General features: G+C 74.9%; 20 protein-coding genes. 14 read left to right on the top strand and 6 right to left on the bottom strand.

Translation table 11 applies throughout. The annotated features are described in order from the left end of the window. The 6 genes from AFB00_RS22300 (at position 1) to AFB00_RS22275 (ending at position 6,354) form a co-directional block, all read left to right on the top strand. A complete protein-coding gene (locus tag AFB00_RS22300; RefSeq protein ID WP_068798813.1) occupies positions 1-486 on the top strand; it encodes a GNAT family N-acetyltransferase in 486 nt (161 codons plus the stop codon). A gap of 75 nt (positions 487-561) precedes the next feature. Beyond that, on the top strand, positions 562-1,824 hold the full coding sequence (locus AFB00_RS22295; RefSeq protein ID WP_068798812.1) for an Nramp family divalent metal transporter: 1,263 nt from the start codon (positions 562-564) through the stop codon (positions 1,822-1,824). 208 nt (positions 1,825-2,032) lie between these two features. Beyond that, positions 2,033-3,793, top strand: coding sequence for an SDR family oxidoreductase (locus AFB00_RS22290; protein WP_231974028.1), 1,761 nt, complete (start codon positions 2,033-2,035; stop codon positions 3,791-3,793). Continuing rightward, entirely contained in the window at positions 3,790-4,692 is a 903-nt protein-coding gene (locus AFB00_RS22285; protein ID WP_068798810.1) for a metal-dependent hydrolase, read from the top strand. The genes AFB00_RS22290 and AFB00_RS22285 overlap by 4 nt, the downstream gene beginning before the upstream one ends. After that, positions 4,689-5,714, top strand: coding sequence for a PDR/VanB family oxidoreductase (locus AFB00_RS22280; protein WP_068798809.1), 1,026 nt, complete (start codon positions 4,689-4,691; stop codon positions 5,712-5,714). The genes AFB00_RS22285 and AFB00_RS22280 overlap by 4 nt, the downstream gene beginning before the upstream one ends. A gap of 28 nt (positions 5,715-5,742) precedes the next feature. Further along, positions 5,743-6,354, top strand: coding sequence for a TetR/AcrR family transcriptional regulator (locus tag AFB00_RS22275; protein WP_083276113.1), 612 nt, complete (start codon positions 5,743-5,745; stop codon positions 6,352-6,354). A gap of 106 nt (positions 6,355-6,460) precedes the next feature. On the opposite strand, the gene AFB00_RS22270 is transcribed toward AFB00_RS22275, so the two are convergent. From AFB00_RS22270 to AFB00_RS22250, 5 genes are all read right to left on the bottom strand, one after another. Continuing rightward, positions 6,461-6,835 (bottom strand): type II toxin-antitoxin system VapC family toxin, encoded by a 375-nt coding sequence (locus AFB00_RS22270; protein ID WP_068798808.1) that lies wholly within the window; start codon positions 6,833-6,835, stop codon positions 6,461-6,463. 41 nt (positions 6,836-6,876) lie between these two features. Then, on the bottom strand, positions 6,877-7,164 hold the full coding sequence (locus AFB00_RS22265; RefSeq protein ID WP_068798807.1) for an AbrB/MazE/SpoVT family DNA-binding domain-containing protein: 288 nt from the start codon (positions 7,162-7,164) through the stop codon (positions 6,877-6,879). 118 nt (positions 7,165-7,282) lie between these two features. Further along, positions 7,283-8,626 (bottom strand): phosphodiester glycosidase family protein, encoded by a 1,344-nt coding sequence (locus AFB00_RS22260; RefSeq protein ID WP_156819681.1) that lies wholly within the window; start codon positions 8,624-8,626, stop codon positions 7,283-7,285. 124 nt (positions 8,627-8,750) lie between these two features. Continuing rightward, the gene (gene erm, locus AFB00_RS22255; RefSeq protein WP_068800561.1) at positions 8,751-9,494 is read right to left on the bottom strand and encodes a 23S ribosomal RNA methyltransferase Erm; all 744 of its coding nucleotides are present in this window, start codon (positions 9,492-9,494) and stop codon (positions 8,751-8,753) included. Between the two features lie 221 nt (positions 9,495-9,715). After that, positions 9,716-10,447 (bottom strand): DUF1990 family protein, encoded by a 732-nt coding sequence (locus AFB00_RS22250; protein ID WP_068798806.1) that lies wholly within the window; start codon positions 10,445-10,447, stop codon positions 9,716-9,718. Between the two features lie 43 nt (positions 10,448-10,490). On the opposite strand from AFB00_RS22250, the gene AFB00_RS22245 reads away from it, so the two are divergent. The 3 genes from AFB00_RS22245 to AFB00_RS22235 are packed head-to-tail and all read left to right on the top strand — an operon-like array spanning position 10,491 to position 11,938. Then, positions 10,491-10,733 carry a hypothetical protein gene (locus AFB00_RS22245; protein ID WP_068798805.1) on the top strand — a complete coding sequence of 81 codons (243 nt, stop codon included), beginning with the start codon at positions 10,491-10,493 and terminating at the stop codon, positions 10,731-10,733. Further along, entirely contained in the window at positions 10,730-11,479 is a 750-nt protein-coding gene (locus AFB00_RS22240; RefSeq protein ID WP_231974027.1) for a DUF1990 domain-containing protein, read from the top strand. Before AFB00_RS22245 ends, AFB00_RS22240 begins: the two co-directional genes overlap by 4 nt. 48 nt (positions 11,480-11,527) lie before the next feature. Further along, positions 11,528-11,938: a DUF5313 family protein gene (locus tag AFB00_RS22235; RefSeq protein ID WP_231974026.1), complete on the top strand. Its 411-nt coding sequence runs from the start codon at positions 11,528-11,530 to the stop codon at positions 11,936-11,938. A 42-nt stretch (positions 11,939-11,980) separates the two neighbouring features. Here AFB00_RS22235 and AFB00_RS22230 read toward each other — a convergent pair whose 3' ends face one another. After that, positions 11,981-13,240, bottom strand: a complete 1,260-nt coding sequence (locus AFB00_RS22230; RefSeq protein WP_083275746.1) for a Glu/Leu/Phe/Val dehydrogenase dimerization domain-containing protein — start codon at positions 13,238-13,240, stop codon at positions 11,981-11,983. A gap of 231 nt (positions 13,241-13,471) precedes the next feature. On the opposite strand from AFB00_RS22230, the gene AFB00_RS22225 reads away from it, so the two are divergent. The 5 genes from AFB00_RS22225 to AFB00_RS22205 all read left to right on the top strand — a co-directional run bounded on the left by AFB00_RS22225 (position 13,472) and on the right by AFB00_RS22205 (position 18,269). Continuing rightward, entirely contained in the window at positions 13,472-14,470 is a 999-nt protein-coding gene (locus AFB00_RS22225; protein WP_068798803.1) for a LysR family transcriptional regulator, read from the top strand. A 120-nt stretch (positions 14,471-14,590) separates the two neighbouring features. Then, the gene (locus AFB00_RS22220; protein WP_231974025.1) at positions 14,591-16,150 is read left to right on the top strand and encodes a molybdopterin-dependent oxidoreductase; all 1,560 of its coding nucleotides are present in this window, start codon (positions 14,591-14,593) and stop codon (positions 16,148-16,150) included. A gap of 172 nt (positions 16,151-16,322) precedes the next feature. After that, positions 16,323-17,009, top strand: coding sequence for a fasciclin domain-containing protein (locus AFB00_RS22215; protein WP_068798802.1), 687 nt, complete (start codon positions 16,323-16,325; stop codon positions 17,007-17,009). Between the two features lie 129 nt (positions 17,010-17,138). Next, a complete protein-coding gene (locus AFB00_RS22210) occupies positions 17,139-17,540 on the top strand; it encodes a VOC family protein (protein WP_068798801.1) in 402 nt (133 codons plus the stop codon). Between the two features lie 240 nt (positions 17,541-17,780). After that, positions 17,781-18,269 (top strand): beta-class carbonic anhydrase, encoded by a 489-nt coding sequence (locus AFB00_RS22205; RefSeq protein WP_068798800.1) that lies wholly within the window; start codon positions 17,781-17,783, stop codon positions 18,267-18,269. The last annotated feature ends 114 nt before the right edge of the window (positions 18,270-18,383 follow it).

Genomic DNA, 18,383 nt, shown 5'->3' with positions numbered 1-18,383 from the left:
ATGGAGCTGCGGGACGCGACCGACGAGGACTGGCCGGCGATCTGGGCGGTGCTCCGCCCGATCTTCGCCGAGGGGCGGACCTACACGATCCCGGCCGACATCGACGCCGACCGGGCCCGCGGCATCTGGATGCTCCCGCCGCCCGGCCGGGTCGTGGTCGCCCTCCGCGACGGCGTCGTGGTCGGCACCGCCAAGACCGGGCCGAACCAGCTCGGTCCCGGGTCGCACGTCGCGACCGCCAGCTTCGCCGTCGACGCGGCGAGCGCCGGGCGGGGCACCGGCCGGGCGCTCGGCCGGCACGTCCTGGACCTGGCCAGGGCGGAGGGGTACGCGGCGATGCAGTTCAACGCGGTCGTCGCGACCAACGTGCGGGCCGTGGGCCTGTGGCACTCGCTCGGGTTCAGCACGGTCGGGATCGTGCCGGACGCGTTCCGGCTGCCGGACGGCTCGACGACCGGCCTGCACGTCATGCACCAGCGGTTGTAGATCACCCTTCCCCCTTGAGTTAGTCACACCTACGCTCGTTGTTCGGCATACCTTCAGCGCAGTGTCGGGGGCGGCATGACAACGGTGGGCACCGACGGGCCGGACACGGTCGAGCAGTTGCGGGGACGGGGCTGGCGCGGCCGGCTCGTCGTGCTCGGGCCGGCCTTCGTCGCCGCCGTGGCCTACGTCGATCCGGGCAACTTCGCGACCAACTTCTCGGCCGGCGCCGGGTACGGCTACCTGCTGGTGTGGGTGATCGTCGTCGCGAACCTGATGGCGATGCTCATCCAGTCGCTGTCGGCCAAGCTCGGCCTGGCGACGGGCGCGAGCCTGCCCGAGCTGTGCCGCGAGCACCTGTCCCGGTGGGGGAACCGGTTCATGTGGGCGCAGGCCGAGCTGGTCGCGGTGGCGACCGACCTGGCCGAGGTGATCGGCGGGGCGGTCGCGCTGCACCTGCTCTTCGGTATCCCGCTGTTCACCGGCGGGGTGATCACCGGGGTGATCGCGTTCGCGCTGCTGGGGCTGCAGTCGCGCGGGCACCGGCCGTTCGAGCGCGCGATCGTGTTCCTGCTGCTGATCATCCTGGTCGGGCTGGCGTCGACGGCGTTCCGCGCCGGCGTCGATCCGGCCGGGCTCGCCGCCGGGCTGGTCCCGCAGTTCGCCGGGCTCGACTCGCTGGTGCTGGCCACCGGCATCCTCGGCGCGACCGTCATGCCGCACGTGATCTACCTGCACTCGGCCCTCACCCAGCGGCGCCTGGTCGCCCGCAGCGCCGCCGACACCCGGTTCCTGCTGCGCACCGGGCGGACCGACATCGCGCTCGGGATGGGCGTGGCGGGCCTGGTGAACCTGTCCATGCTCGTCGTCGCGGCCGCACTGTTCGCCGGGAGCACGGTGCCCGGCACCGACACCCTGGAGGGGATCTTCGCCGGGCTCGGGACCGAGCTGGACGCGGTCGCCGCCTACGGCTTCGCGATCGCGCTGCTGGCGTCGGGGTTCGCGTCGTCGGGGGTGGGGACCTACGCCGGGCAGGTGATCATGGCCGGGTTCCTGCGCCGCCGGATCCCGCTGCTGCTGCGCCGCCTGCTCACGCTGGCGCCCGCACTCGTCGTCCTCGGGTTCGGGGTGGACCCGACCGAGGCACTGGTGCTGTCGCAGGTGATCCTCTCGTTCGGCATCCCGTTCGCGCTGGCACCGCTGGTGTGGCTGACGGCCCGGCGGTCGATCATGGGCGAACTGGTGAACCACCGCGCCACGACGGTCGCCGCCGTCGTGGTGACCGCGGTCGTCGTGGCCCTGAACGGCGTCCTCCTGTGGCAGACCTTCACCGGCTCCTGACCCGCCTCCGGTGCCCCTCCCCCCTCCCCCCGTCGCACTCATGGAGCTTCAGCCTCGCGACACCGTCCTGAAGCTCCATGAGTGGCTCGAGGCCACCCCCGCCCCCGTTCCACTCATGGAGCTCGGGCCTCGTGAGACCGGGCTGAAGCTCCATGAGTGCGAAGAAGGGAGGGTGGACGACTGTTGACGGGTTTTCTATGATGACGGCGTGTCTCACAGTGCGGTGACGAGTGCCGACGGACTGCGGCTGGCCGTCGAGGAACGCGGTGCCCGGGGGCGGCCGGTCGTGGTCGCGGTACACGGGTATCCCGACGACCGGCACGTCTGGGACGGCGTCGCGGACCTGCTGGCAGACGACCACCACGTCGTCACCTACGACGTCCGCGGGCACGGCGACTCCGACGCCCCGGGCGGGCGCGCCGGATACGACCTCGACCTGCTCGCCGCGGATCTCCGTGCCGTGTGCGACGCGGTGTCCCCGGACGCCCCGGTGCACCTGCTCGCCCACGACTGGGGCGCCATCCAGACCTGGCACGCGGTCACCGGCGACACGCTGACCGGCCGGGTCGCCTCGTTCACCTCGATCTCCGGGCCGTGCCTCGATCACGTCGCGCTGTTCCTGGGCCGCCGGTCCCCGCGGGACCTGCGGGCGGTGCTGCGTCAGGCCGCGCACTCCTGGTACACGCTCGCGTTCCGGCTGCCGGTGCTCCCGGAGCTGGCGATCCGCAGCGGCGCGCTCGGCGGGCTCGTCGCCCGCCGGGAACGGGTGCCGCGCCCGTCGGTCCGCGACGCCGTCAACGGGCTGGAGCTGTACCGGCGGAACCTGCCGCGGCGGCTCGGGCGTCCGGAGCGGCGCCGGACCGACGTCCCGGTGCAGGTGCTGGCGCCGCGCTCCGATGCCTACGTGACCCCGGCCCTCGCGACCAGCGCCGCGGAGTTCGCCCCCGACCTGCGGGTGCGGTACCTGCCCGGCGGGCACTGGGTGGTGCGCCACCGGCCCGGGGTGATCGCGCGCTGCGTGAGCGAGCTGGTCTCGGCGACGACCGGTGGCGACTCCCCCGCACCGCACGCCCTCACCAGGGCCCGGGCCCGCGGCACCGCACTGGTCGCCTCGCGCGGTCGCCGGAACCGGGGCGTGCGCTGGGACTCGGGGCTGGCCGTCGTCACCGGGGCCGGCAGCGGGATCGGCCGGGCCACCGCACGGAGGGTGGCCGCCCTCGGGACCCGGGTCGTGGTCGCGGACGTGTCCTCGGACGCGGCGGCGGAGACGGTCGAGCTCGTCGAACGGGCCGGCGGGCGGGCGTTCGCGCACGTCGTCGACGTCGCCGACGACGCGGCGGTCGCCGAGCTCGCCGCGCGGACGGCCGCCGAGCACGGGGTGCCGGACCTCGTCGTCAACAACGCCGGGATCGGGGTCGCCGGCCCGTTCGCCGCGACGACCCCGCAGGAGTGGCGCCGGATCGTCGACGTGAACCTGTGGGGCGTCGTGCACGGCTGCCGGCACTTCGGCGCGCTGCTCACCGCGCAGGGCGAGGGCGGGCACATCGTGAACACCGCGTCGGCCGCCGCGTACGTCCCGTCGCGGGTGCTGCCCGCCTACGCGACGACGAAGGCCGCGGTGCTCATGCTCTCGCAGTGCCTGCGGGCGGAGCTGGCCGACGCCGGGATCGGGGTGACCGCGTTGTGCCCCGGCATCGTCGACACCCCGATCACCGCGCACACCCGCTTCGCCGGGACCTCCGACGCCGAACAGGACGCCCGGCGCGGCGCCGCGGCGGCCGCCTACGCCCGGCGCGGCTACACCGCCGAGCAGGTCGCCGCGCGGCTGGTCCGGGCGGTCGAGCGGGACCTGCCGCTCGCCCCGGTCACCGCGGAGGCGCACGCCGGACTGCTGGCGTCCCGGCTGGCCCCGGGACTGCTGCGCGCACTGGCCAGGACCGACCCGGGCACGAGCGAGGAGCACCGATGACCGACGACGACCGGATCGCGCTGCACGCCCGCGACGTCAGCTTCGACTTCTCCACCCTGCGCACCGACTGGATCCCGGGCGAGCCGTTCGCCTCGCACCTGATCGACGTGCTGCACCTGCTGCTGCCCGAGGGGGAGCGCTGGTTCGTCGAGGTGTTCTCCCGGGCGCTGCCGCTGGTGCACGACGACGCGCTCGCCGAGGACGTCCGCGGCTTCATCGGGCAGGAGGCGATGCACGCGTCGTCCCACCAGGGTGCGCTGGACCACCTGATCGACGCCGGCGTCGACGTCTCGCGCTACGTCGAGCAGGTCGAGTGGATCTTCAACGACCTGCTCGGCGACCGCGGACTGACCGGGGACGAGGCCCGCGAGTGGCTGGTCGAGCGGGTCGGCCTGATCGCGGCGATCGAGCACTTCACCGCGGTGCTCGGCGAGTGGATCCTGCACTCCCCCGAGCTCGACGCCGCGGGCGCGGACCCGCAGATGCTGGACATGCTGCGCTGGCACGGTGCCGAGGAGGTCGAGCACCGCAGCGTCGCGCACGACCTCTACGTGCACCTCGACGGCCGCTACCTGCGCCGGGTCCGCGCGATGGCGATCAGCGGCCCGGCACTGGCGAAGCTCTGGGGCAACGGCACCCGGCAGCTGTGCGCCCGCGACCCGCGGCTGCGCGGGACCCCGCAGCGCCGGGTGCGGCTGCGCGACTACCTGCGGGCGTCGCGACGGGGGCTGGTGCCGGGGCCGTGGCTGTTCGCCAGGGCGGTGCTGGCCTACCTGCACCCGCGCTTCCACCCGGCCCACCACGGTGACACCGACGCCGCCGTCGCCTACCTCGCCCGCTCCCCGGCCGCCCGGCGGGCCGAGGACGGGGGCACCCCGGATGTGGCGGGTGCCGGATGAGCGTCGCCCCGCCGCCGTACCCGAACCGCGGGGCGACGACGCTGTCCGCGGTGACGGCGCTGGCCCAGCGGCTCTCCGCCCGCAGCGGCCGGCGTCGGCGCCCGGCCAGGGCGGTGGACCGCACCGTGACCGTCGAGGTGCGGACGGTGCGCCACCCGTGCGACGACGTGGTGGCCGTCGAGCTGGTACCGGCCGGCCCGGCACCGCTGCCCGCCTGGCGGGCGGGTGCGCAAGTCGACGTCGAGCTGCCCTCGGGACTGCTGCGGCAGTACTCGCTGTGCGGCGACCCGGCCGACCGCACGGTCTACCGGATCGCGGTGCGCGCGGTGCCCGGCGGCGAGGGGTCGGCGCAGATGCACCGGCTGACGCCCGGCACCCGGCTGCGCCTGCGCGGCCCGCGCAACGCGTTCCCGCTGGCCGCCGCCCCGGACCACCTGTTCCTCGCCGGTGGCATCGGGATCACCCCGATCGCGCCGATGGTCCGGACGGTGCACGCGGCCGGGCTGCCGTGGCGCCTGGTGCACACCGGTCGCGATCTCGCCTCGATGCCGCTGTCCGCCGAGCTGGCCACGCTCGCTCCGGACCGGGTGCTGCGCCGTCCGGACGACGACGGGCGCGGCCTGCCCACCGCCGCGGAGCTGCTCGCCGGTGCCGGGGCCGGCACGGCCGTCTACTGCTGCGGGCCGCCACCGATGATCGAGACGGTGCGCCGGGCGCTGCCGGCCGGGCGGCGGTTCCACTCCGAGCGGTTCTCCCCGCCCCCGATCCGCGACGGCCGCCCGTTCACCGTGCGCATCGCCGGCGGCCCCGACGTGGCCGTGCCCGCGGACCGGACGGCGCTCGACGCCGTCCGCGCGGTCCGGCCGGACATGCCGTACTCGTGCCGGCAGGGGTTCTGCGGGACCTGCCACGTGCCGCTGCTCGCCGGGACGACCCGGGACGACCCGGCCGGTCCGGGCCGTACCGCGCTGTGCGTCGCCCGTGCCGACGGCGACGGCGTCGTGGTCGACCTCGACCGCTGAGCCGGTCGGGTCCGTACCCTCGGCGACGATGACGACGACACCGGCCCGCTCCCCGCGGCGGATGACCCCCGAGGCCCGGCGTGCCCAGCTGGTGTCCGCCGCGCTGGACCTCTACGGCCGCAGCGCCCCGGAGGACGTGGCGGTCGAGGACGTGACCCGCGCCGCCGACGTCTCGCGGGCGCTGTTCTACCGGTACTTCTCCGGCATGGAGGAGCTGCACGTCGCGGCGCTCGGCAGCGTGGCCGACGAGCTGATCGCCCGGGTCGCGCTCCCCGCGGACCTGCCGCTCGCCGGCCAGCTCGGCGACGCGCTGGACGTGTTCCTCGACGTCGTCGGGCGGCACCACCGCGCCTACGTGGCGCTGCTGCGCAGCGGATCGGTGATCTCCACCGACGCGACCGACGCCCTGGTCGACGGGGTGCGCGACCACATCGTCGCGCTGCTGTGCGAGCGGGGTGGCGTGCCGGCACCGTCGCCGCTGCAGCTGATGACCCTGCGCGGCTGGGTGTCGCTGGTGGAGGGATCGACGCTGACCTGGTTGCAGGCGGCCCCGGGGGCCGGGCCGGGCCGGGCCGCGGTGCGGGACTGGCTGGTCGCCCAGCTGTTCGCGATGCTGGAGGTGACGGCGGCGCGGGAGTGAGCCGATCGGGCTGCCCGCCGTTCGCTGCCGGTCGTCGTCCAGGAACCCGGTGCGTGCCCCGGTCTTGCGACGGGAGCGCTTTCCTCGCTCGTCGTCGACCACGGCCTCAGCGAACGGCCACGACAGCCACGTCGATCCCGAGCGCGGTCCACGCGGTGTCGGCAGTCAGTGCAGGCCGGCCGAGACGCGCGGCCAGGGCCAGGCAGCAACGGTCCCCCAGCGACAGTCCCGCCGCTCGGGTGGCCGGCCACAACCTCGCCGCGGCGATCGCGTCCATGGCGTCGAGCGGCTCGGTCCGGATCCCCAGGGTGCGCAGCTGGCGTACCGTCCGGTCGGCGTCGACACCGCGCTGGGCCAGCTCCTGGTGGACCTCCGACAGGTTCACCGCCGAGATCACCGCCCCGGCCAGGCGCGCGTCGACGACCTCGGAGCCGGGCTCGGCCCGCAACCAGGCCAGCACCGCGGACGCATCGAGCACCACCGGCGGATCCCCGGTACCCGCAGCAGGGATGGCGGGCCCGGTCACGATCGGGAGTTCTCAGCCGCGGCCTCGGCTCGGCGATCGGCGATCAGCTCGTCGGCCGCGGAGTCCTGCGGGTCGCCCTGCCAGGCCTGCGCGACGTCGCGACGCATCCGCGCGACCAGCTGCTCGCGCGACTCCATCACCACGCGACCGTCCTCGACCGACAACAGCAGTGACGACCCGGCCGTCAGCCCCAGGTCGCGGCGCACCTGCGCCGGGATCAGGATGCGGCCGTCCCGATTGACGACCACCTCGGACCGTTCACGATCTTCTGCCTGATCAGACATGCACAGACACTATCAGTCAGAGTATCGCGTGATCTGACGTCAGGACACAGAATCTGTCAGACGTGGCCGGATTCTGCAGCGGTCCGTTCGGCCGTTGCCTCCGGGGACCCCTGGGTGCTCACGGCCCCGGCGCCACGACCCCCAACGCGTTCGGCACCAACCGGTAGGCGTCCTCCGACGGCCGGTTCACCACCTGCCCGCCGACGACCATCGTCGACGACCCCCCGCCGTCGAGGTTCACCCCGTCCACGGCACCCGCCCGGCGCAGCTGCTCGGCCATCTCGGCCAGGGTCGCCCCGGCGCTGGTCGCCTCCCGCCCGTCCGCGGTGACCAGGACGAGGCGGCCGTCGTCGGTGATCCCGGCGGCCGTCCGCGGGTCCCGGACCCCGGCGTCGAGACCCGGTACCGCGGCACCGCCGCGCAGGATCGGGCTGCCGCCGACGGCGGTCCGCGGCTCGGCCCCGGACGCGGCCGCCAGCTCGCTGCGCACGGTCACCCGGTCCCCGACCTCGAGCCCGCGCAGGGCGGCCGCACCGTCGTCGCGCCCGGTGAGGATCTGCTCCGCCGCCGGGATCGGTCCGCCACCGGGCGGGCGCACCGCGGTCACCACCCCGTCGCGGACCACCACCTCGACCCGGTCCGGCGCGCACGGCGCGTCCCGGTCGGTGTCGCTGCCGCACAGCGCGGCGTTGCGGTCCCCGGCCCAGTCGGAGGTGAACAGGCCGATCCCGCCGACCGGGACGGCGTAGGCGTTGAGCGTGCGGATCGGCAGCGGCCCGTCCGGGGCGGACGCCGAGGCGTCGAGCGTGAGCCGGTCGATCCGCGGGGTCCCGCCGGAGTCCACGGTCAGTGCGTCGCCCGGTTCGCTGCCCGGCACGGCCGGTGCGAGCCGGCGGCCCGGCGGGACCGCCGAGGTGAGCGGGCGCCCGTCGCGCACCGACGGACCGGCCGGGGCGTTGCTGCGGGCGAGATCGAAGAAGTCCCCGTTGACGGCGGCGAACGCACCACCGCGGGCCGCGTGCCCGACGACGTCGGCGCGCTCGGCGACCGTCGCGCCGGTGAGCAGGACGGCCCGGACCCCGTCCCGGCGCAGGTCGGCGACGACGACGTCGGTGGTCACCGGCCCGGCCGGGGTGTCGATGCGCTCCTCGCGGTGGGTCACCGCGGGCGCGGCGGGAGCGGCGGCCGGATCCCCGCCCACGGTTCCGCCGCCGCTGCGCACGCTGCCGCGGAGCAGCCCGGTCCGCACCGCGTCCGCGGGTCCCGCCGCCGACGGCGTCGTGACCATGGCGCCCGCGGCGGAGTCCGGGCCCGCCGCCACCACAGCGGCGGCCGGGGTGGCCGGAGCCGGGACGCCGAGGGGTGCGACCGGCGCCGCGAGGACCGGGACCAGCGTCACGACGGCGGCCACCGTCAGCGTCGTCGACACCGCGGATCCCCGGCTGCGCACGCGATCCCACATGCCGACCTCCTCGATCACCGTCCGTCAGGGTCGACGTGATCACGGGGAGGGTGGTGCCTGCGCGCGGCGGCCGGGGAGTTCATCCGGCCGTGGGTACCCCGGTGGTGGACCCGGGCGACCCCGCTCACCGCCGCAGCCGGTCGTAGAGGTCCGCCCACTGGTCCGCGCCCAGGTCGCGGGGCAGCGCCGCGGGCCCGACCCGGGACGACGCCGACCACTCCCGCGCGACCCGGCGGCCGTACCGGCGCCCGGCGACGTCGACCGCTCCGCGGCCACGCCCGGTGAACACCGCGTCCACCATGCGCTGGTAGTCCCGGGCCGGGCCGTCGACCAGCGGCCGGGGGCGGCGGACGATCTCCAGCAGGCCGCCGTCGACGGCCGGGACGGGACGGAACGCGACGGCCGGCACCCGCCGGTGCAGCCGGAACGCGAACCAGGGCCACCACCGCGCGGTCAGCGCCGTCGTGCCGCCGACCGCGGCGCGCTTGCGGGCGACCTCCCACTGCAGCAGGAGCAGCGCGTGCCCCCACCGGCCGGCCGCGAGCAGCCGGCGCAGCAGCGGGGTGGTCAGCGCGTAGGGGACGTTGGAGACGACGTCGAGCGACCGGCCCAGGTCGGTCCGCAGCAGGTCACCGTGGTGCACCTCGACGGCGTCGCCGAACCGTGACCGCAACCGGGCCACCCGGTGCGGGTCCAGTTCCACGGCGGTGATCGGCCGGCCGAGCGGGACCAGGGCCGCGGTGAGCGCGCCGTCGCCGGCACCGAGTTCCAGTACCGGGGACGGTCGCCAGCCGGCGACGAGATCCGCGACGGCGGCGGTGACGCCTGCGTCGACGAGGAGGTTCTGGCCGTGCTCGTGACGGCCGATGCGAGAGGGGTGGGACACACGGGCTCCCTGGTCGGGAGCCGGACGCGCGCAGGGCGATGCGCCGCCCGGCAGGGGTACGGGGACCGGCTGCAGGGACGGCGGGGCCGCGGAGGGTGGGCGCCGCCGTCAGGCGACGCGCAGGCGTATGGCTGCCACGGACCGCACGCTAACGAGCGCCCGTGCGGGCCGCACCCCGTTTCGTGGCGTCCGGGCGGGCCGGGTCACCCCTCCCGGCGCGCCGACCGGAACCGGCGGGTCCGGACGGTGATCCCGCCGTCCGGACGGCCACCGGCGATCGCGGCCGCCCGGATGCAGGCGTGCGTCCACATGTTGAGCTGGACCTCCTTGGCCACCCGCAGCCGGTTGTAGAGCAGGTGCGACAACCGGTCCCCCGGACGGGCCCAGGACTCGATGGCGAACACGAGCCGGTCGCCGTCGCTGCGGGCGCCGAAGGTGATCCGCCCCGCCTCGAGGTGCCCGCGCAGGGTGACGAAGGTGAAGCTCGCCGGGTCGGCGGCGCACACCCGGACCGGCCCGTCCCACGGGCCCGGCATCCGGATGAGGAACTCGTCACCGAGCCGCATCCGGCCCGGCTCGCCCCGCAGCCTGCGGAACACGGCGAACTCCGGTGACCACCGGTCCGGATCGGCCGCGAGCCGGGCTATCAGCTCCTCCGGACCGATCGACGTGCCGCGGATCCGTACCGAGTACCGGCGGTGCAGCAGGGTGCCGTGCCCGTCCTCCGGCCCCTGGACGTGGTCGCCGCCGGCCTCCCGCGGTGCGGGCGGCGGCAGGTCCGACAGGTCTCCGGCGACGTCGCTGCGGTGGATCGGCGTGGTCCGCCAGAAGTACCGCCACGACACCAGCGCCAGTGCGACCGGCCAGCGGGCGAGCGCTGCCACCCGGCGGGACCGCCGGTCACCGGTCACCGGGTCGGCACTGTGATTGCTCATCGTCGATGGGTGTACCCGGCACGGCGCCGGGGAACCTTCGGCCATGACCGTCGGCTCCCTCCTGCACCGCACCGGGTTGCGTGGCACGCACCTGCAGTGGATCTCGCTCGGCTCGGTCGGGTTCTCGATCGGCCTCTGGCTGCGGGCAAAGACCGTCGACCAGGACGAGCGCGGCAACGCCGAGCGTCGGGCGATCTTCGTCGGCCTGTGGCCGTCGATGCTGTGGCAGATCGGCGACGCGATGCGGCGCGAGGAGCGGGCCGGGCTCCCGGGACGGCGGCGGTGAGCCGGACGTTGCACGCCCGGCCCGGTCCGGCGCTGCGGCGGGCCGACCTCGACTCGCTCGCCGGCCGCGCCTCCAACATCGCCGGCCTCGGCACGGACGAGGTCCCCCGCACCGACGGCGAGGACGGCTGGCACGTCGACCACGGCAGCGCGCTGGTCGGCACCGAGCCACCGGGTGAACCGGTGCCCGGCGGCGACTGGGAGCGGGCGTGCTCGGTCCTGCTCGGCTACCAGTTCACCGATCACCGCCGGCTGCGTGGCGCCTTCCGGCCCGGCGATCCCCTGCTCGGGCGGGACATGCTGCTGGAGGGCCGGTTCGGCCCGCTGCGCTTCCACCTCGGGGTGCGGGTGACCGCGGTCGTCGACGAGATCCGCGACGGCGCCCGGGTGTGGGGCTGGACCTACGAGACGCTGCACGGCCACCTGGAACGGGGCCGGCTGACCTACGAGATCGTGAAGGACCTCGACACCGGCGAGGTCCGCTTCGTCATCCGCGCGTTCTCCCGGCCCGCGCCCATCCCGAACCCGCTGTACCGCCTGGGGTTCGCCGTGTTCGGCCGGGCCGTGCAGATCGAGTTCTACCACCGGGCCGGGCAGCGGGTCCGGGACCTGGTCGGTGCCGCCCGGGGCGGGCGCCCGCTCCCGGAACCGGTACCGGGCCCGGACGGCATCACCGTCGCCCCCGAGGGCAGCCCGCGGCGCTGGACCGACGCCGTCGCGCTGCTCGTCCGGCACCCGGGGGCGTGAGACGTCACGTCGCCGTGCCGGTGAGGGCCGCCTAACATGGAGGTCGTCATGCGACGCCCGAACCCGTTCCGCTGGATCGCCTACGCCTACGGCGCGGGTCTCCCGGAACGCCACGGTCGCTGGGTCCTGCACGACGTCACCTGCCGGACCTGGTGGCTGCGGCACCTGGCGCGGACGGTGACCCAGCTGCTCCCGCTGCTCGCCCTGCTGTTCCTGATCGTCCCCGGCCCGTCCTGGGTACGCCTGGGGGCGGTCGCCTCGGGCGCCGTCATCGGGCTGTTCTACGGCATGGTCTACGTGGTCGAGGCCTGCGAGACGCGGGTGATGAAGGCCGGTTACCCGGTGGGGGCGGCCGCGGCCACCCGGGAGGCGCGGCGCGCCGAACAGCACGTCGACGCCCGGCTGCGCCACGACGCCGAGCACGCCGACGAACGCCGCCGCGGTGACCGGCCGGGCTGATCCCGGCCGGTCACCGCGACCGGGTGCGCGTCGGGGCCCGGGTCAGGGGATGACGACCGGCCCGGTGACCGGTGCCGGGTCGTCGGCCCAGCGGTGGCCGGTGTCCCGGGGCGTGGTGCCGTGCTCGGACCAGGCAGCGAGCAGCATGCCGACCTTGGTGTGCATCACCGTGCGGAGCCGGTCGAACGAGTTCTGCGGATCGTCGTCGACCTCGCCCAGCAGCAGCCACCAGGCCCAGGCGACCGCGCCGGCGTTCGCCACGAAGTCGGGCAGCACCGGGATGCCGCGGGCGGCGAGCATCGCCTCCGCCTCCGGCGTGGTCGCGGCGTTCGCGGCCTCGACCACGACCCGGGCCCGGACGTCGTAGGAGTTGTCCGGGGTGATCGCGTAGGAGATCGCCGCCGGGACCAGGATGTCCGCCTCGACCGACAGGATCGCGTTGCGCGGGAGCTGCTCGACGCCGGCCGGCAGCCGCGAGCGGTCGATCTCGCCGTAGCCGTCGCGCAGGTCCAGCAGCGCCGGGACGTCGAGGCCGTCCGGGCAGTGCAGGGTGCCGGCCGCGTCGGCCACCGTGGTGACCCGCATCCCGGCCTCGTGCAGGTAGTAGGCGGCGGCGCCGCCCATCGTCCCGAGGCCCTGGATGGCCACGGTCGTCGCGGCCGGGGCGCGGCCCCAGGAGACCGCGGCGGCCAGGCAGGCGTGCGCGACGCCGTAGCCGCCGATCACGTCACCCAGCTCGAACCCGCCGTCGACCTCGGCGCGCAGTCCGGTGCGCACCCGCTCCAGGGTGGCCTCCGGGTCGGCGGCCCGGCTGATCGCGGCGTGGTAGCTCTGGCCGAGACCCAGCCGGTCGAAGACCTCGTCGATCAGGTGCTGCGGGACGCCCAGGTCCTCCGCGGTGACCCAGTGCGCGTCGATCCACGGCCGCATGGCCTCGCAGAAGCGCTCCAGCACCTCGACGGCGCGCGGGTCCTTCGGGTCGAAGTCGATGCCGCCCTTGGCCCCGCCGATCGGCAGGTCGAAGGTCGCGGTCTTGTTGGCCATGCCGCGGGCCAGGTCCTCGACCTCGCTCAGCGTGCAGCCGGCGCGCATCCGGGTCCCGCCGGTGGCGAGACCGGCCCGCAGGGTGTGCACGACGAGGTAGCCGACGGCGCCGGTCGCCGAGTCGTTCCACTGCAGCCGCATGTACGGGTCCGGGCGGCGGACCGCGGGTGCGACGGCCGGGATCGCGTGGCCCGTCGCCGGAACGGTCTGCGCGGCAGCCTGCTGGGTGCCTCCGGCCGGGTTCTGCATGGTCGTCATGGCGACCCACCTCCTCGTCGTGCTCCGCCGGTCGCCGCGTGGGGAGAGCCGGTCCCGTCGTTGCCTGTCGGACCTCGTCGTCCCCCGGTCCGTGGCGTCTCGACCGGTGCCGTCACTGTGCGTCCGCATCCGGCCCGGCGTCCATTTACGGATCATTCACGGCCGTGTGCAGAGTTCCTGAACAACGGATCCGGCCCCGGGCACACGCCCGCGGGCACTAGGGTTCCCGGCATGGATCTGTCGCTGCCCCGGCTGCGGATGCTGCGTGAGCTGCACCGGCGTGGCACGGTCACCGCGGCGGCGACGGCGCTGCACTACACCGCGTCCGCGGTGTCCCAGCAGCTCGCCCAGCTGGAGCGCGACGTCGGGACCCGGCTGTTCGAGCGGCGCGGCCGCCGGGTCCTGCTCACCGACCTCGGGATGCTGCTCGCCGAGCACGCCGAGGACATCCTCGCCTCGGTCGAGCGCGCCACCCAGGCGCTGGAGGAGGCCGGCGAGTCGGTCTCGGCGCGGCTCACCGCGGGCGTGTGGGCGTCGGTGGCGTCCGGGCTGCTGCCCGGTGCGCTGACCGCGCTCGCCAGGACCCATCCCGGCATCCGGCTCCGGACCCGCGAGCTGGCCCCCGAGGAGACGGCGGCCGCGGTCCGCGACGGGCAGCTCGACCTGTCGTTCGTCATCGACTACTCGAACTACCCGATGACCTGGGACCGGGGGCTGGAGCGCTCGGTGATCGCCGTCGAGCGGCTCTACGCCGCGGTCCCCGCCGGTGCGGTGCCGACCGCGAGCGTGTCCCTGGCCGAGCTGGCCGAGCACCCGTGGATCGCCGCCCCGACGCGCTCGCACTTCGGGCACGCGGTCCGGCTGGCCTGCCAGTCCGCGGGCTACGAGCCGCGGATCAACCACGAGGTCGAGGAGCAGGCCACCGCGATGGCGATGGTCGCGGCCGGCCTGGGCGTCACCCTGGTGAGCGACCTGGGCCTGGCGTTGCGCCCGCCGGGGGTGGACGTCGTCGCCCTCGGTGACGCGCTGACCCGCACCGTGTCGCTGGCCTACCGGACCGGATCGGCCCGCCGGGCCGCGCTGCTGCTCGTCGTCGACGCGGTGCGCACCGCGGCCGCGGAGAAGGGCGTCGGTGCCGACGCGGCGCTGCCGCCGCCCGGCGGGGTGCCGGCGCAGGCCGCACCGCCGGACGGGGTCGGCGCCGCCGACGCCCCGGTCGGCCTCGGCTGAACCGGTCCGCCCACCGTGTCGTCACGCATCGGATGACGCCGCGGAATTCGACCGAACCGCACACCGGGGCCACCGCGAACCACCGGTGTGCTCACCGAGATGCAGGACCCGGGGAACAGGATGGTTCCCGTTCTCCCACGCCTGTCCGCGATGGTCGTGGAACTGCTCGCCATCGTGTCCGCGGTGGCGTTCGGACATCTCGTCGCGGGAATTCTCTCGCCGGCGTCGTCCCCGTTCGTCGCCGTCGGTGACGCCGCCGTCCGGCTCTCCCCGCAACCGGTCGTCGAATTCGCGAAATCCGCATTCGGAACCGCCGACAAGCCGGTGCTGCTCGCCGGGATCGCCGTCGTGCTGCTCGTCGCCGGGGCCGCCGCCGGGCTGACGGCGCGCCGGCGGCCCGCACCGGGCACCGCGGTCGTCGCCGCGCTGGGGCTGCTCGCGCTCGCCGCGGTCCTCACCGGTCCGGTCGTGCAGCCGGTGGACCCGGTCGCCCCGCTGGCGTCGCTGGTCGTGGGTGTCCTGGTGCAACGGCTCCTGCACCGGCTGGCCCGCCGCGCGGCGGCACCGGCACCGGCCGGCCACGGCGCGCCCCGGGTCGAGCGGCGCACCGTGCTCGCCGGGGCCTCGGCCGCGGTCGTCGCCGGGTCGCTGGCCGCCGGTGGCGTGGGCGCCGCACTCGCCTCGGGCGCCGGGGCCGTCACCGCCTCGCGGGACGCGCTGACCCGCAGGCTGGCCGCCGCACCGCTGGTGGAGCGGGCGCCCGCGGTACCGGCGTCGGCGGGTTTCCCGGAGCTGGGCACGGTCCCGTTCGTGACGCCGAACGCCGACTTCTACCGGATCGACGTCGCGCTGCAGCTCCCGACCGTGCGCGCCGAGGACTGGTCGCTGCGCATCCACGGCCGGGTCGGGCGCGAGGTGACCCTGACCATGGACGATCTGCTGGCCCGCCCGCTGGTCGAGCGGCTCATCACGATGACCTGCGTGTCCAACACCGTCGGCGGGAACCTGGTGTCCACCGCACGCTTCGTGGGCGTCGAACTGGCCCCGCTGCTGAGCGAGCTCGGCGTCGATCCCGGCGCCGACCAGATCGTCTCGACCAGCCGGGACGGCTGGACCGCGGGGACACCGACCGCCACCGTGCTGGAGCCCGGCCGCGGCGCACTGCTCGCGATCGGCATGAACGGCGAGGCACTGCCCGCCGAGCACGGCTTCCCGGTACGGATGGTGGTCCCCGGGCTCTACGGCTTCGTCTCGGCCACCAAGTGGCTCTCCGAGATCGAGCTCACCACGTTCGCCGACCGGTCGGTCTACTGGCGCGACCGTGGCTGGGCCGAGCGGGCCCCGATCAAGACCCAGTGCCGGATCGACGCCCCGGCCGGGTTCGCCCAGATGCCGTCCGGACGGGTGCAGGTGGCCGGCGTCGCGTGGGCCCAGCCGGTCGGGGTCACCGGGGTCGAGGTCCGCGCCGACGACGGGCCGTGGGTCCGGGCCGAACTGGCGACCGAGGTGAATGCGAACACCTGGCGGATGTGGCGGGCCGAGCTCGACCTGGGCCCTGGCAACCACATGGTCGTGGCACGGGCCACCGACCGGCGCGGCCTCACCCAGACCGACGTCCGCGTCGAACCGATCCCGGACGGTGCCACCGGCTGGCCGTCGGTGCTCTTCACCGTCGCCTGATCGGGGCATCGGCGACGACGGAGAGTCGTCGCACGCCGTTTCACCGGCGAAGGAGAACCCACCGAAAAAAAACTTCCCGACGACCCGAACCGCTCCCACCACCTCCACCGAACAACTCCACGACAGCCGGCGACGGAAATACCCTCGCCACCATCCGAGAGGAATTCCCACAATGCGCGCCACCCGTACCCTCGCCACCGTCGGACTGTTCGCCACCCTGACCCTGGGACTCGCCGCCTGCGGCGGCTCGATGGACTCCGGCTCCGAGCAGCCGCCCCCGCCGGCGTCGTCGGCCCCGATGTCCTCGCCGATGGAGCAGCCCGCCGCGGGCGGCGTCACCACCAACGACGACGTCTTCGGCCCGGCCTGCGGCATGCTCCCGCAGGGCGACGAGCCGGGCTCGCTCGACTCGATGGGCCCGCAGCCGGTCGCCACCGCCGCCAGCACCAACCCGCTGCTGACCACGCTGGTCACCGCCGTCGGCAAGGTCCCCGGCCTGGCCGACACCCTGAACCAGCAGGAGGGCATCACCGTCTTCGCCCCGGCGAACGACGCCTTCTCCGCGGTCCAGCAGCAGCTCGGTGACGAGAAGTTCAACGCCCTGCTCGCCGACACCACGCAGCTGCAGGGCCTGCTGAGCTACCACGTCACCCCGGAGCGGCTCGACGCCGACGGCATCGTCGGGAAGAAGACCCTGACCGAGCTGGCCGGCGGGGACCTCACCATCGGCGGCACCGCGGACGCGCCGACCGTGACCGACGGCATGGGCAACACCGCCAACGTGCTGTGCGGCAACATCCCGACCGCCAACGCGACCGTCTTCGTCATCGACAAGGTCCTGATGCCGAAGGCGGGCTGATCACCCACCGCACGTCCGACGGGCCCGGGGCACTCGCCCCGGGCCCGTCCGCATGGAGGGTCCGCGGACGCCCGGCCGCTGCTAGACAGGGGCCGGTACCTGCACGAGACGGAGCAAGGGAGCTTCACCGTGGCCTTCCCCGGACTGCAGCACGTCGCACTCACCGTCAGCGATCTGGAGCGCAGCACCGCCTGGTACGCGGCGTTGTTCGGCACCGGCCCCGTCCTCGACGAGGACGAGGAGGGCGGCCGGTTCCACCACACCGTCTTCGCCCTCGACGGCGGGATGCTGTTCGGCCTGCACACCCACCAGGGCCGGGAGAGCGGCGACGCCTTCGACGAGGAGCGCACCGGGCTCGACCACGTCGGGTTCGCCGTCGGCTCGCACGCGGAGCTGGAGGAGTGGGCCGGGCGGTTGACCGGGCTCGGCATCGCGCACGAGGGCATCAAGCGGGCGCACTACGGCAGCGGGATCTCCTTCCGCGACCCGGACGGCATCGCGCTGGAGCTGTTCACCTTCCCGGAGTCCTGAACCGCGCGCGGTGTCCGGACACCGGGCACGCCGTACCAGGGTCCGGGCGGCCGGTTGCCCCGGCGGCGGCGTCCGCGGTCGAATCATGCGGTGATGCGCACCCGGCTCGAGCCCTTCTGGCCCAGCCGTCGGATCACGCAGTTCGACGAGCACTGTCGGTGGTCCGCGTAGCGATCCGCCGGGTCGCCGCGCGGCCGTCGGGACCACCTCCGCCCGCACCCGACCCACGGGAGACACACCGTGTCCGTCACCGACGAACTGCTCCGCAACAACGCCCGCTACGCCGAGAGCTTCACGGGCCCGCTGCCGCTGCCGCCCTCCCGCAAGCTCGCCGTGGTGGCCTGCATGGACGCCCGGCTCGACGTGTACCGCATCCTCGGCCTGGCCGAGGGTGAGGCGCACGTGATCCGCAACGCGGGCGGCGTCGTCACCGACGACGAGATCCGCTCGCTCGCGATCAGCCAGCGGCTGCTGGGCACCGAGGAGATCATCCTCATCCACCACACCGACTGCGGCATGCTGACCTTCACCGACGACGGGTTCAAGGCCGCGGTGCAGGACGACACCGGTATCAAGCCGGAGTGGGCCGCCGAAGCGTTCGACGACCTGGACGGCGACGTCCGGCAGTCGATCGCCCGGATCCGGGCGAACCCGTTCGTGCCGCACACGGACGCGGTGCGCGGCTTCGTCTTCGACGTGGCGACGGGGAAGCTCGACGAGGTCGCCTGACCCCGCCGCCCCGCCCTGCCCCGCCCTGCACTGCCCGCACTCATGGAGCTTCGGCCCGGCCACACGAGGCCGAAGCTCCATGAGTGCCCCGATGTGGCGGGGGCGGGGCGAGGG

The sequence above is a fragment of the Pseudonocardia sp. HH130630-07 genome, from assembly GCF_001698125.1.
Taxonomy (GTDB): Bacteria; Actinomycetota; Actinomycetes; order Mycobacteriales; family Pseudonocardiaceae; genus Pseudonocardia.
Note: the sequence above shows the minus strand (reverse complement) of the source record. Positions and strands in the feature narration are given on the sequence as shown.

Excerpts from the sequence above, each read along its gene's own strand:
- AFB00_RS22280 (WP_068798809.1), top strand. The coding sequence starts at position 4,689 with ATGAGCGTCGCCCCGCCGCCGTACCCGAACCGCGGGGCGACGACGCTG.
- AFB00_RS22225 (WP_068798803.1), top strand. The coding sequence starts at position 13,472 with ATGGATCTGTCGCTGCCCCGGCTGCGGATGCTGCGTGAGCTGCACCGG.
- AFB00_RS22230 (WP_083275746.1), bottom strand. The coding sequence starts at position 13,240 with ATGACGACCATGCAGAACCCGGCCGGAGGCACCCAGCAGGCTGCCGCG.
- AFB00_RS22245 (WP_068798805.1), top strand. The coding sequence starts at position 10,491 with ATGACCGTCGGCTCCCTCCTGCACCGCACCGGGTTGCGTGGCACGCAC.
- AFB00_RS22235 (WP_231974026.1), top strand. The coding sequence starts at position 11,528 with ATGCGACGCCCGAACCCGTTCCGCTGGATCGCCTACGCCTACGGCGCG.
- AFB00_RS22285 (WP_068798810.1), top strand. The coding sequence starts at position 3,790 with ATGACCGACGACGACCGGATCGCGCTGCACGCCCGCGACGTCAGCTTC.
- AFB00_RS22260 (WP_156819681.1), bottom strand. The coding sequence starts at position 8,626 with ATGTGGGATCGCGTGCGCAGCCGGGGATCCGCGGTGTCGACGACGCTG.
- AFB00_RS22295 (WP_068798812.1), top strand. The coding sequence starts at position 562 with ATGACAACGGTGGGCACCGACGGGCCGGACACGGTCGAGCAGTTGCGG.
- AFB00_RS22300 (WP_068798813.1), top strand. The coding sequence starts at position 1 with ATGGAGCTGCGGGACGCGACCGACGAGGACTGGCCGGCGATCTGGGCG.
- AFB00_RS22215 (WP_068798802.1), top strand. The coding sequence starts at position 16,323 with ATGCGCGCCACCCGTACCCTCGCCACCGTCGGACTGTTCGCCACCCTG.
- AFB00_RS22220 (WP_231974025.1), top strand. The coding sequence starts at position 14,591 with ATGGTTCCCGTTCTCCCACGCCTGTCCGCGATGGTCGTGGAACTGCTC.
- AFB00_RS22250 (WP_068798806.1), bottom strand. The coding sequence starts at position 10,447 with ATGAGCAATCACAGTGCCGACCCGGTGACCGGTGACCGGCGGTCCCGC.
- AFB00_RS22275 (WP_083276113.1), top strand. The coding sequence starts at position 5,743 with ATGACGACGACACCGGCCCGCTCCCCGCGGCGGATGACCCCCGAGGCC.
- AFB00_RS22265 (WP_068798807.1), bottom strand. The coding sequence starts at position 7,164 with ATGTCTGATCAGGCAGAAGATCGTGAACGGTCCGAGGTGGTCGTCAAT.